8 protein-coding genes are annotated in these 13,920 nt (G+C 35.1%); 5 read left to right on the forward strand and 3 right to left on the reverse strand.

The annotated features are described in order from the left end of the window. Positions 1-15 precede the first annotated feature (15 nt). Together H611_RS0107865 and H611_RS0107870 are read left to right on the forward strand one after the other, a co-directional pair. Positions 16-1,188, forward strand: a complete 1,173-nt coding sequence (locus H611_RS0107865) for an efflux RND transporter periplasmic adaptor subunit (RefSeq protein ID WP_027137843.1) — start codon at positions 16-18, stop codon at positions 1,186-1,188. Between the two features lie 13 nt (positions 1,189-1,201). Beyond that, the gene (locus H611_RS0107870; RefSeq protein ID WP_027137844.1) at positions 1,202-4,714 is read left to right on the forward strand and encodes an efflux RND transporter permease subunit; all 3,513 of its coding nucleotides are present in this window, start codon (positions 1,202-1,204) and stop codon (positions 4,712-4,714) included. 75 nt (positions 4,715-4,789) lie between these two features. Here H611_RS0107870 and H611_RS0107875 read toward each other — a convergent pair whose 3' ends face one another. From H611_RS0107875 to H611_RS0107885, 3 genes are all read right to left on the reverse strand, one after another. Beyond that, positions 4,790-7,183, reverse strand: a complete 2,394-nt coding sequence (locus H611_RS0107875; RefSeq protein WP_027137845.1) for a DUF2309 domain-containing protein — start codon at positions 7,181-7,183, stop codon at positions 4,790-4,792. Positions 7,184-7,185: 2 nt separating this feature from the next. Next, entirely contained in the window at positions 7,186-8,619 is a 1,434-nt protein-coding gene (locus H611_RS0107880) for a proton-conducting transporter transmembrane domain-containing protein (RefSeq protein WP_245574783.1), read from the reverse strand. A 215-nt stretch (positions 8,620-8,834) separates the two neighbouring features. Continuing rightward, a complete protein-coding gene (locus H611_RS0107885) occupies positions 8,835-9,158 on the reverse strand; it encodes a hypothetical protein (RefSeq protein WP_027137847.1) in 324 nt (107 codons plus the stop codon). Positions 9,159-9,262: 104 nt separating this feature from the next. Here H611_RS0107885 and H611_RS0107890 point away from each other — a divergent pair, with 104 nt between their 5' ends. From H611_RS0107890 to H611_RS0107900, 3 genes are all read left to right on the forward strand, one after another. Then, positions 9,263-10,186, forward strand: a complete 924-nt coding sequence (locus H611_RS0107890) for a LysR family transcriptional regulator (RefSeq protein WP_027137848.1) — start codon at positions 9,263-9,265, stop codon at positions 10,184-10,186. Between the two features lie 121 nt (positions 10,187-10,307). Beyond that, positions 10,308-12,062, forward strand: a complete 1,755-nt coding sequence (aspS, locus tag H611_RS0107895) for an aspartate--tRNA ligase (protein WP_027137849.1) — start codon at positions 10,308-10,310, stop codon at positions 12,060-12,062. A 43-nt stretch (positions 12,063-12,105) separates the two neighbouring features. Beyond that, complete coding sequence (locus H611_RS0107900) at positions 12,106-13,896, forward strand: chloride channel protein (RefSeq protein WP_051238763.1); 1,791 nt, start codon at positions 12,106-12,108, stop codon at positions 13,894-13,896. The last annotated feature ends 24 nt before the right edge of the window (positions 13,897-13,920 follow it).

A 13,920-nucleotide genomic window follows, 5' to 3' on the forward strand; every position in this document is an offset into this window, starting at 1 on the left:
ACAAAAAATATGAAAATGAAATACATATATACACTAACACTTACATCCCTTTTATTCATTGCCTGTGGAGGCGAAAAGAAAAGAAATTCCGTTGAAAAAGTTTTAGAAAGCAACGACTTAACAATCATCCGTGCAAAACGCAGTGAGCTGGTTAATGAGCATGAAATTATAAATTCTAAAATCAAACTTCTGGATGAAGCTATTTCAAAACTGGATACAATAAAACACGTCCCTCTAATTACTACGTTTACTGCCAAAACAGAAGTTTTTAATCACACCTTAGAAATTCAAGGAAATGTAACTACTAAAAACTTATTAGTGATTACACCAGAATATAATGGCATATTAACAAAGGTCTATGTTAAAGAAGGGCAAAAAGTAAGTAAAGGACAATTACTCGCTAAAATTGACGATGGTGGTTTAAGTCAGCAATTAGCCCAACTTAAAATTCAAACAGATTTAGCTAAAACCACCTTCGAACGCCAAAAAAAATTATGGGACCAAAATATAGGAAGTGAAATCCAATATTTACAAGCGAAATCTACTTACGAATCGCAGGTGGAAGCCATTAATCAGTTAAAGCAACAGCTTGACAAGACTGAAGTGAGAGCGCCCTTCGATGGCACTATTGATGATGTAATGACCGAACAAGGCAATGTTGTAGCGGCTGGACAATCTCAACTTATGAGGCTAGTTAGTCTAAAAGACATGTATATTGAAACCGATATACCGGAAAGATATATAGCCAATGTTACTAATGGAAAAAGCGTAACGGTCGAAATTCCTGTCTTAGGTATGACGATAGATACTAAAGTGCGTCAAACAAGTAATTTTATAAATCCAGCCAACCGTACCTTTAAAGTGGAAATAGCAATTCCAAATAAAGATCAATCTATAAAGCCTAACTTAACGGCAAGACTTAAAATTAACGATTACACAAACGAAAATGCCTTGTTAATTCCACAAAGTATCATTTCAGAAAATGCTAACGGCGAACAATACGTTTATGTTATTTCAAATAAAAACAACAAAAATATTGGTATTGCCAACCGCGTCATTATTAAAACAGGAAAAACCCAAGGCGATGTCATTGAAGTTTTAGAAGGTATTGAGGATGGCACTGAAATTGTACAAGAAGGAGCACGTAGCGTTAAAGACGGTCAGTCTGTAGAAGTAATTAACTATTAAACCAAAAAACACAATGACTAAAAACAAAAAGAAAGTCTATAAGGAATTTGGTTTATCCACTTGGGCGATAAACAATAAGACTACCATGTACGTGCTTATTGCAGTTATGTTCTATTTAGGCGTTTCTGCCTTTTTCGACATGCCACGAGAAAACTTCCCTGAAGTTAATGAAACCAAAATTTACGTGAGTTCTTTATTCCCGGGAAATACGGCTGAAGATATTGAAAAACTAATCACCGACCCTCTTGAAGATCGCTTGAAAACAGTAAGTAATGTGGTTGAAATTACCTCAACATCACAGGAAGATTACGGTATGTTAGTGGTAGAGTTCGACGAAAATATTACTGTAGAACAAGCTAAACAAAAGGTGAAAGACGAAATCGATCAGGAAACATCAAGCGAAGATTGGCCCACTTTTAACGGTGCCAAAGTAGAACCAGATGTTTTTGAATTGAGTCTATCTGAAGAAATGCCAATTCTTAACATTAATATTTCAGGCGATTATCCTATTGAAAAATTAAAGCAATATGGTGAACATCTTCAAGATGAAATTGAAGATCTTTTGGAAATTAAAAAAGTGGATATTCGTGGTGCTCAAGAAAAAGAAGTTGAAGTTGCTGTAGATATCTATAAAATGATGGCTGCCAAAGTTACCTTCAACGATATTATAAACACCATTAACAATGGCAACATGACCATGTCTGCCGGAAATTTAAAAGCTAGTGGGCAGCGTAGAACTATTCGTATTATTGGTGAAATTGAAAAACCATCAGAGCTTGAAAATTTTGTAGTTAAATCGGAAAAAGGAGATGCTATTTACCTTAAAGACGTTGCAACAGTAAAATTTAAAGAAGAAGACAAAACTACATTTGCTCGTGAATTTGGCGAACCGGTAGTTATGCTAGACGTTAAAAAACGTGCTGGAAAAAATATGGTTGCGGCTGCAGAACAAATTCAGGTTATCGTTAAGGATGCTGTAAATAATGTATTCCCTGCCGATTTAAAAGTAACCATTACTAACGACCAATCTGAAAAAACAATTGGTCAGGTAGACGACTTGGTAAATAACATTATCTTCGGAGTACTTCTAGTAGTTACGGTATTAATGTTCTTCTTAGGGTTTAAAAATGCCATTTTTGTAGGGTTCGCTATTCCTATGTCTATGTTTATGTCGCTTACCATTCTTGATGGTTTAGGCTACAGTTTAAATACCATGGTGCTTTTTGGTTTAATCATGGGACTTGGAATGTTAGTAGATAATGGTATTGTGGTTGTTGAAAACGTTTATCGCCTAATGGACGAAGAAGGCATGAGTCGATTGCGCGCCGCAAAAGAAGGAATTGGAGAAATTGCCTTTCCTATTATCATTTCAACGGCAACTACGGTGGCCGCGTTTATTCCTCTAGGATTATGGCCTGGTATTATGGGGGAATTCATGATGATATTACCCATTACCTTGTCTGTAGTATTAGGTTCTTCATTGTTTGTTGCTATATTCTTTAACTCCGTTCTGGTATCACAATTTATGAATACCGAAGATAAAGATATGCCTTTAAAACGAATTGTTAGAATGACCATTATTATGGCGGCAATTGGTTTATTAATTGTCTTTGTAGGAGGAGCCTACCGAGGGCTAGGAACTTTAATGATTGTTACGGCTATTTTACTGTGGATTTACCGTTTGTTTTTGCGTAAATGGGCTAACAATTTCCAGACAAAAACCCTAGTAAAATTAGAACGTTGGTATGAAGAACAATTACGTTGGGCACTTTCTGGTAAAATGCCCTATGTTATAAGCATCGGAACTTTTCTACTTCTAATCTTATCGTTTGTGGCATTTGGATGGTCTTTAAATGAAAAACGTACTAAAGTCGAGTTTTTTCCCGACAATAAGCCAAATCAGATTATTGTCTATATAGAATATCCACAAGGCACAGCTATTGAAAAAACTAATGCCATTACCAAGGAAATAGAAAAACGCGTTTATAAAGTATTAGATGACAACCATTACAAAGATGGCGATTATAACTTTATGGTTGAAAGTGCGGTGTCTCAGGTAGGTGAAGGGGCTGGAAACCCACAAACTGAAGGTGGATCGACAGCAGAAATGCCACATAAGGCAAAAATAACTGCATCGATGCGCGAGTATAAATATCGTCGTGGTGAAGATAGCGAACTATTGCGCCAAAAAGTACAGGAGGATTTAGTGGGCATTTTCCCAGGGGTATTAATCTCTGTTGAAAAAGATGCAAACGGACCACCTGCAGGGCCTCCCATTAATATTGAAATTGAAGGTGATGATTATAATGAACTCATTGCTACCGCAGAAAACATGCGTGAATTTATCAATACAAAAAACATTCCTGGTATCGATGAACTTAAAATTGATGTAAATAAAGATAAACCATCCATGAAGGTGGTTATCGATAGAAAAAAAGCGGGTGAATTAGGGATTAGTGCTGCACAGATTGGTCAACAATTACGTAATTCCATTTTCGGATCTAAAGCAGGAATCTATAAAGAAGATGGTGATGATTATGATATTTATGTACGCTTTAACCAAGCAAACAGATACAATACCAGTGCCTTATTCAATCAGAATATTACCTTTAGGACGAATACCGGTGAATTAAAGGAAATTCCGGTATCAGCCATAACCACGCACGAGAACAATTCCGGATTCAGTGCAATAAAACATAAAGACACTAAACGCGTAGTTACCGTATATTCGGCATTATCACCCGGTTATACAGATGCTGGAGCCATTGTATCTCAAATTCAAAATGAAATGAAGGGCTATGAAGACTTGCCTGAGAATATAAAAATAGATTACACTGGACAAATTGAAGAGCAAAACAAACAGATGAAATTCTTAATGGGAGCCTTCTTTACTGGCCTTGGTTTAATTTTCTTCATTTTAATATTTCAGTTTAACTCAGTATCTAAGCCAGGCATTATAATGCTGGCTATATTCCTAAGTTTTATTGGTGTATTTGGCGGACTGGTAATTACAGGCAAACCATTCGTTATTATGATGACTATGGTGGGGATTATTTCGCTTGCCGGTATCGTTGTAAATAACGGTGTGGTACTACTCGACTATGCACAGCTTTTAATTGATAGAAAAAAGCATGATTTAAACATTGACACGACCGAATATCTCGAAACTAATGATTTATTCGAAAGTATTATAAAAGCAGGAAAAGCACGTTTACGCCCCGTTTTATTAACAGCCATTACAACTATTTTTGGATTAGTACCTTTAGCTATTGGACTTAACATAAACTTTTTTAGTCTGTTCAGTGAACTAGATGCTAACATCTACATGGGAGGTGATAATGTAATATTCTGGGGGCCACTGGCCTGGACGGTTATCTACGGATTATTTATTGCAACCTTCTTAACTTTAATTGTAGTTCCTGTTTTATTTTTCTTAAGTATGAAGTTTAAGATGTGGTTATTCAAAAATCGGGTAGCTCATACAACAGAATTAGAAACCATTGCAGAAAATACACCTGTTATCTAATTGATGTAACCAAAGTTATTTTAAAAAGCCTCAATAATATTGAGGCTTTTCTTTTAAATCATTTGCAGATAATCATTATACTAAAACTTCATTTGCTTCCTCTTGTATAATGTAATCCAGGTCTTTCTCAACTGATTGAGTGACTTTTGTCGACAACCAATTTAAATTTCTTTCATATTGATACCATTTATTATTATCGGCTGGATCCATAACTAAAAGATAAATCCATTCGTTGTCAAGCAGACTTTTCAAATTTTCATTTTTAACCAATATACTGCTTACCCTTGAAAGGGGGGCCTGAATTACAACTGATAACCTTAAGGGTTGGTGATACATTTTAGAGTCGGACTGCATTAGCGACTGTAAAGGCAATCCCATTTTTAAGTCGCCACCATTACCTTGAACAACCCCAAATTTCCCGGTAACGTTATGGGTTATTTTAGATCCTCCGCCAAAAGTTTCATTATTAACAGTTGAAAAATAATAATGATTATTAATCCATTGGGTAACGACTACCGGACCTTGCATAATGGCCTCCAGAGCCGCACCTTCTTTATCTGTTTCCCAATCATAAGAATGAAGGAAACACCTACCTTCAAGATTCGCATGTTTAGTTAAGTTTCTAGGACCAACAATAAATCCAGCATTTTTAGCTAGGCCCCATTCTGGTCTTGTTTCTCCCCAATTATTAGCCTTTTTATTTGCTAAAGCAATACTGTTTTGGGCAACCCCTAAACGCTCTTGAGTCGCTGTTTGTCTAGCCTTTTCTAAATTTGATTTTAACTTTTGTAATTCTTCAAAATGAGAACTTGGAACTTCGGCATCAAACAAAACAATCTCATCAGTTGTAGTATTATGCTCTGCTCCCACAAAAATCGTATGCGGAGGAATCTCTATGTTATGATTCTCTCTTAGGACTTGTTTAACCTCAGACATATTGGCCAGTTTTGCAAGCATTCTAGCATTATGTCTCCCTGGACTAGCTGCACAAGCCCCGCAATCTAAACTAGAACCAAAAGGATTATTTGCAGAATGACTTCCATGACCAACGAACACTACTAAAGGTGCAAAATCTTTCCATCCCATTAAATCGAACCCCGATTTCACAATAGCCACCTTTTCTCTCAAAGGTATATTTTGTGTGTCATTTGTTTCACAACCGCTATTGTGAATTTCTGTTTGAAAAATGGATTCATGATGTCGTGAGTTTAGCTTTTTAAACCTTAACAGATACTCTGGAAGTAATGTTCTAAAAATCATATACAGACCATAAAAACCACCTGAACCCTCTACAAATCCAAAAGCAGATGGCAACATGTTTTTTAACCTTTTCAGAAAATAATTCTTAAATTTTACATGTTCATTTTTTTTCTTATAAACCTCAACTTCTTCACTACAATTTTCTTGAGGAACTTCATTTACATGGTAAGCCGACTTTACAATTGGCGGACAAGATTTTCGAATTATACCATTATTTAAGTCCTCATAGTCCATAGCTATTCCAAAAAAACCAGCATATCCAAAGGTTTCATAATTACCCTTATTTTCAATATGCCTTCTTATAAGTTCCGACCTTGTATCGATACAAAAAACCATTTGAGCTTCAGTTTGTTGCTTAAGGTTTTTTATTGATTTTGTATTTAACTGCTGCTCACTTATCAATTTTTCCATTTCGACTTGCCAACCTTTTTCCCAAGCTTTCAACCATATATATTGTAATTTTGATATATTCGGATTTGATAGCTCATCATTGGTTTTTGAGTGAATTTGTGCATTTATTTTTTGAGCTGTCCACAATCTTACGGCAAGATATTCTATTAGTGTTATGGGGTATTTTTGTTGCCACTCCGAATTCGATTCACATCTATAATTTATGTAACCTGTCCACCCAGGTAATGCTGCCAAATGTTGCTTAAATATTTCAAGTATATCAGATTCAGAAAAACCGTTCAGAATACTTTCTACAGTTTCACCAGGAGTTTTAGGAATTTCTGCAATACTTGTTTTTGGTATCTCTTGGTCATAAATTACCAATTTTCGCCAAGCCTCATAAAACCCTTTTTCTTTATTAGGCATGTCCCATTCTGCTAAACCTTCATCCATAAACGCTGCAAGCCATTTGGTCATAAATCTATCCAAATCATTATTAGCATTAATTCCAATTGGTCTTTCTATATTATTCATCTGCTCTAAATAATACTCCGGAGATTTTAAAAAGTCATTCTCTTTGAGCAGATGATTAAGTCTTTCTTTATGAATATACCCTCGTTCCCAGGCTTCTCTAAACAAACTTACCTCCGGGTATACTTGAGCATTAAATCGTTTTTCTGCATGATTAACAGCCTCAAAGAAAGGCTTTTTCTCATATCCAGATAATGGATTTGAAGTTACAAATGAATATAATGGCCAGGTTTTTCCAATAACCTGGGAAGCTTCACTTATACTTTTATTAATGGTTTGATTTATCATGATTATTTGGATTTGTACATTAAAATAGTTTTTTTGTAGGGCTGAGTAATATTCATCAATTTCACATATAACCATGGGTATCTGCGGTACGCCCCAAGTTTCATCATGAAAAATCCTATTAAAAACACCACCCCAAAACCTACTTCTAGTGCAGAAAGAGGTAATGGCTCTGCCACCATTGGCATACTAATCATTAAAGCCGTTACAAAATTGTACATAAGGGCATAGGTTATAATTCCAGACATAAATAATATTGGAGGTAAAAATGCTTTTTGCAATAATGTTAGACTCTGCTCTTTAACAATATTGTAAGTTACTTGCCCTACGGTTATTGCGACTATTAAGGTTAAAAAAATACTACTGTTTAATCCCAGGCCTTTCCCTGTTGAGAAACTAAACATTAGAGCACCACATACTCCAAAAAACAATACAATTAATGCCTGTATAGGTTTTATCGTAATGTATAAAGGCTTTTTTGGTTTTTCTTGTCGCACCGCTTCTCCTGAAGACAGAAACAAATATGCTTTATAAAACCCATGAAGAATTAAATGAACTACAGCTGCATTAAACAACCCAAGACCACATTGCATAATCATAAAACCCATTTGGGCAATTGTAGAACAGGCCAGTTTTTGTTTTACGTTTACTTGAATAAGTTTGGTAAACTGAGCAATAACGGCTGTTAATCCTCCAATTACAAATAATATAATTAATGTATTTGAAGCAAACAGGACGGTTGAAAACAGTGCTAGTAAAATTCCTGATCCATTTACGAAGCCCGCATGCATTAGTGCCGAAGCTGGAGTTGGCGCTGTCATAGCCGAAAGCAACCATCTATGAAACGGATAGATTGCAGATTGAATAATTGCGGCGGTAATAATAAATAATCCAGAAATTATTGTGAGATATTTAGGTAAAGCATCTACTTTTAATAAGATTTCACTCAGAGTATAGGATTGGGTGCTGAAAGCTAGAAGAAACATTCCCGTTCCCAAAAAGATGCTACCCGCCAAAAAATATTTAAGTGCAAATTTTGCAGCCTCCTTCGCTTCACCCCATCTAGAATCTACGCCAATTATCATTGACATAAAAACCCCCATTAACAACCATGTTATTAACAATAGGATGATGTGATTGGACATTACAAATGTCATTATAGACAGTGTAAACCCAAAGCAAAGTATCGAAAATTTCGAGTGATATTTGAACCCCTTCAAATAGTTCTTTCCATAACTTCCAATGAGCGCACTAAAAAATGTTACCAAAGTCCAAATAAGTATAGTAAAGCCATTTATTTTCAGAATATCATTATATACCCATTGTGGAATATTTGGATAACTATATACTAGATAACTTAGATTAGCTATAAAAAATAGCCATAATAGATATGTTATGGCATTGCTAATCGCATTTGTTATTTGTTTTTTTAATTTCATCGTAAAATTTAATAATATGAACATCTCTAATTAATAATAAAATTATGGTGTCTTACTCCGCATTCGAGCAATAAAAACAGTTGTTAGAATAAAACTGCTCACAACTATCTCATCGATAAATACGGTCTCCCTAACAAATGCAAACACATTAAACATTACTAATACTATCATGCCTAAAACGGGCAATACAATTGATTTTGTTGGGATCATATTTTTTATTCTTTAAATTCATTATCAGCTACTGTTATTTCCAGAATACCGTTTATTTTTATATTCCTTTGTAACGCTCTATTTTTGTTAATAAATGTTTTAGCAACTTCCTTTTCCTTTTCAAGTTCAGAAATTCTATCATCTAGTTCATTGGTTTCAGCTCTATGATTACCCTCCCATTTTTGAAGTCTTTGAATCTTATGAAAATTTATTTTCTCGTCTATCAAAGACATAATAACATGCGCAGCATCAGAAGGTGTAAACTCACCTTTTACTAACTGAATCTTTTGTTGGATTTTTTCTGGTTTAATTAATTCTTTTGTTTCCATGATATTAACTTTTAATGATTAAATTTTAAATTCCGCCACAAAGATTATATTTTATAATCATAAATTTTTATTTATATTTGTTATGATATACATAAATATTATTTATGAATTATACATTGCATCAGCTACAAATATTTTTAAAAATAACTCAAGTAAAGAGTATTACTAAAGCCTCCGAGGAGCTTCACCTTACACAACCTGCCGTATCAATTCAGTTAAAAAATTTTCAAGATCAGTTTCCTATTCCTCTAACTGAAGTCATTGGAAGAAAACTTTATGTAACTGAATTTGGTGAAGAAATAGCTCAAGCTGCCGAGAAAATCATCAACGAGGTGTATGCTATTAATTACAAAACATTATCATTCCAAGGACAATTATCCGGACGCCTTAAAATTTCCAGTGCATCGACAGGAAAGTATGTAATCCCATATTTTCTATCTGGGTTTATGAATGAAAATCCAGGAGTGGAACTAAACATAGATGTAACAAACAAATCACGAGTAATAGAAAGTTTAGAATTAAATGAAGTAGACTTTGCGTTAGTTTCCGTTTTACCCGAAAAATTAAAAGTGAACTCTATAGAACTAATGGAAAACAGATTGTTTTTCGTTGGAAGTGGCGGACTAAATTTCATTCAAAATAATCGTAAAAAAGATCTATTTCAAAACAACCCTTTAATTTACAGAGAACCAGGTTCTGCTACCCGAAATGCCATGGAAAATTTTGTTTCAACCAATAATCTTTCAATTCAAAAAAAAATTGAACTAACCTCAAATGAAGCCATAAAACAAGCCGTAGTATCTGGCCTAGGCTGTTCCATCATGCCCTTAATAGGGATAAAAAATGAACTTAAAAACAAAGATTTACAAATTGTCCCCGTAAAAGGACTTCCCATTATTACAAACTGGAACTTAATTTGGTTAAAATCAAAAAAACTATCTCCAGTTGCCAAAGCATATTTAACCTATTTAGACAGCAACAAGAAAGAGATAATAAAAAATCAATTTTCTTGGATTGAGAATTATTAAATCAATATGCACTCGAAGCAATAAGTCAAATAAAAAAGTGAGTGTCATTATCTAATTATTACAGCTATTTTCATTTATTAACTCACATAACTTATGTAAATTTGCCCTTTAAATAATACATATGTACAGAAGTCATAATTGTGGTGAATTAAACGCATCACATATTAACAAAGAAGTTACACTAGCAGGATGGGTTCAAAAGTCTAGAGATAAAGGCTTTATAGTTTGGGTAGATTTACGCGATCGTTACGGTATCACCCAACTAGTTTTTGATGAAGAACGTACTTCAAAAGATATGATGGATCAAGCACAAAATCTTGGTCGTGAATTTGTTATTCAGGTAAAAGGAACCGTTATTGAACGTGCTTCAAAAAACCCAAATATTCCAACTGGAGAAATCGAAATTTTAGTTTCAGAATTAAATATTCTTAATGAAGCAAAATTACCGCCATTCACAATTGAAGATAAAACCGATGGCGGTGAAGATATCCGTATGAAATATCGCTATTTAGATATTAGACGTAACCCGGTTAAAAACAGTCTCATTTTTAGACATAAAGTTACTCAAGAGGTAAGAAACTATCTTTCAAAAGAAGGATTCATTGAAGTTGAAACTCCTTATTTAATAAAATCCACTCCGGAAGGTGCTCGTGATTTTGTGGTTCCGTCTCGAATGAACGAAGGCCAGTTCTATGCCCTACCACAGTCGCCACAAACATTTAAGCAATTGCTCATGGTAGGTGGTATGGATAAATACTTCCAGATTGTAAAGTGTTTTAGAGATGAGGACCTTCGCGCCGACAGACAGCCTGAATTCACGCAAATAGACTGTGAAATGGCCTTTATCGAGCAAGAAGATATTTTGAATGCATTTGAAGGATTAACGCGCCACCTACTTAAAGAAGTAAACGGTGTAGAAGTTGATAAATTTCCACGAATTCAATACGATGATGCCATGCGTTTGTACGGTAATGACAAACCGGATATTCGTTTTGGAATGGAGTTTGGCGAACTGAACGAAGTCGCTCAACATAAAGATTTTAGCGTTTTTAATAGTGCCGAATTAGTTGTTGGTATTGCCGTTCCTGGCGGAAACAGTTATACACGTAAAGAAATAGACAAATTAATAGACTGGGTAAAACGTCCACAAGTTGGTGCTTTAGGTATGGTTTATTGTCGTTGTAATGAAGATGGTACTTTTAAATCGTCGGTAGACAAATTCTACGTCCAAGATGATTTAGCGAAGTGGGCCGAGGCAACTGGTGCCAAAGCAGGGGATTTAATTTGTATTCTATCCGGTGTTAAAAACAAAGTTCGCGCACAATTAAGTGCTTTACGTATGGAATTAGCCGAGCGTCTCGGATTACGTAAGCCAGATGAATTTGCACCGCTATGGGTCATGGACTTCCCTCTGTTAGAATGGGACGAAGAAACCGAACGTTACCATGCCATGCATCACCCGTTCACTTCACCAAAACCAGGCCAATTGGAATTACTAAAAACCGACCCTGGAGCCGTTAAAGCCAATGCTTACGATTTAGTATTAAACGGTAACGAAATCGGTGGTGGATCCATAAGAATTCATGATAAGGAAACACAATCCTTAATGTTCGACTATTTAGGATTCACACCTGAGGAAGCCAAAGCACAGTTTGGATTTTTAATGGACGCTTTTCAATATGGAGCACCACCACATGGAGGACTGGCTTTTGGATTAGATAGATTGGTGGCCATATTAGGAGGACAGGAAACTATTAGAGATTTCATTGCCTTTCCTAAGAATAATTCAGGTCGTGATGTCATGATAGATGCTCCTGCACCTATTGATGATAATCAATTAGAAGAACTTAGTTTAAAACTAAATATTAAAGAATAATATCAAAATCCTGCTAACGCAGGATTTTTTAGTCCGTTTAAAAATGCCGAAACAAACCATATTAAAACAAATTTTAATTTGGAGAGCGAAACACATATCGCTCCGTCAATTTGTTTACATTTTAAGTATTGTTATTGGTTTTACCGCTGGTGTTGGCGCCGTAGTTTTAAAAAACTTAACGCATTTTATTCAGCATTTATTAGAAGGCAAGTTAATACAAGAATATCACCATGCCTTTTATTTTTTGTTCCCTATTCTCGGGCTTACTTTAGTATACCTCATTATTAAATATGTGATTCGAAATAAGGTGAGTCATGGTATTCCTTCCACATTATATGCCATTTCAAAACGTAAGGGTATCATGAAACGTTACCAAATGTTTGGTTCCATATTAACAGCACCTTTAACCGTTGGTTTTGGGGGATCTGTAGGATTAGAAGGCCCAACGGTAGCGACCGGTGCTGCATTAGGCTCTAACATATCTCGTATGTTTCACATGAACCAAACCACGAGAAATTTACTTATTGGTTGTGCGGCGGCTGGTGCTATGAGTTCTATTTTTAAGGCTCCCGTAGCAGCCATTATTTTCGCCATTGAAGTATTTAGTTTAGACCTAACATTCGCATCTCTATTGCCCTTGTTACTCGCTTCTCTATCGGCTATATTAACATCCTACTTTTTCTTTGGTGAAGATGTTATTTTACCCTTTAGAATTGAAGATAAATTTCATCTCCCAGATGCGCCTTTCTATATCCTTTTAGGGGTTATAGCCGCTTTTGTATCTATTTATTTCACCGAAGTATATGATCGAATTCAGAAGTTTTTTGATTCTTTAGATTCTCCAGTAAAAAAACTTCTCATAGGTGGTTCAGGAATAGGCCTACTGCTGTTTTTAGTGCCTCCTTTGTATGGTGAGGGCTTTGCTGTTATAAACAACTTGATTGCTGGCGTCCCTGAAAAATCTTTAGAAAACAATATTTTTAATTTAGATTTAACCAATATCTGGGTAGTAATAATTTTACTCCTAGGTCTCATGTTCTTTAAAATTATAGCAAGCGCCTTTACTTTTGGAGCCGGAGGAGTTGGCGGTATATTCGCCCCAGTACTCTTTATGGGAAGTATTATGGGTAATTGTCTCGCCAAAATAATAAACAACTGTGGTTTATTTAACAATCAAATTTCTGAAAGCAATTTTACACTTGTAGGCATGGCCGGTTTATTAGCAGGCGTATTACATGCACCATTAACAGCCATATTCTTAATTGCCGAACTTACAGGAGGATACGAACTATTTATTCCATTAATGCTAACGGCTACTATTTCGTTCAGCATAACAAAATACTTCAAATTACATTCCGTTTATAATATGGAATTAGGAAGAAAAGGAGAATTAATCACACACAATAAAGACCATGCTGTATTAACCCTCATGAACATTGATAAAGTAATCGAAACCAACTTTATTTGTATTACGCCTAATATGAATTTGGGAGAAATTGTTCATACGGCCATCATTAAATCAAATAGAAATTTATTCCCGGTTGTTCATGCGAAGACAAAAAAACTGGTCGGAATAATTTTAATGGACGATTTAAGACCGATAATGTTCGATCAGGATTTATATGTTGACGTTCGCGCCAGAGAACTTATGCAAGCCGCACCAGAAGTTATCGATGTTGAAAAAGATAAAATGACCGATATTATGAAGAAATTCCAAGATAGTAGTGCCTGGAATTTACCTGTAGTTCGAAATGATGTGTACATTGGGTTCATTTCAAAATCGAAGCTTTTAACCACCTACCGCCGACAATTGATTAATTTACAAGGTGAATAAAATTCATGACAAGAACCTATTTAT

Source organism: Gaetbulibacter saemankumensis DSM 17032, assembly GCF_000425645.1.
GTDB lineage: Bacteria > Bacteroidota > Bacteroidia > Flavobacteriales > Flavobacteriaceae > Gaetbulibacter > Gaetbulibacter saemankumensis.

What these genes read in the sequence shown, in the direction of transcription:
- H611_RS0107865 (WP_027137843.1), top strand. Translation starts at nt 16, where the DNA reads ATGAAATACATATATACACTAACACTTACATCCCTTTTATTCATTGCC.
- H611_RS0107870 (WP_027137844.1), top strand. Translation starts at nt 1,202, where the DNA reads ATGACTAAAAACAAAAAGAAAGTCTATAAGGAATTTGGTTTATCCACT.
- H611_RS0107875 (WP_027137845.1), bottom strand. Translation starts at nt 7,183, where the DNA reads ATGATAAATCAAACCATTAATAAAAGTATAAGTGAAGCTTCCCAGGTT.
- H611_RS0107880 (WP_245574783.1), bottom strand. Translation starts at nt 8,619, where the DNA reads ATGAAATTAAAAAAACAAATAACAAATGCGATTAGCAATGCCATAACA.
- H611_RS0107885 (WP_027137847.1), bottom strand. Translation starts at nt 9,158, where the DNA reads ATGGAAACAAAAGAATTAATTAAACCAGAAAAAATCCAACAAAAGATT.
- H611_RS0107890 (WP_027137848.1), top strand. Translation starts at nt 9,263, where the DNA reads ATGAATTATACATTGCATCAGCTACAAATATTTTTAAAAATAACTCAA.
- aspS (WP_027137849.1), top strand. Translation starts at nt 10,308, where the DNA reads ATGTACAGAAGTCATAATTGTGGTGAATTAAACGCATCACATATTAAC.
- H611_RS0107900 (WP_051238763.1), top strand. Translation starts at nt 12,106, where the DNA reads ATGCCGAAACAAACCATATTAAAACAAATTTTAATTTGGAGAGCGAAA.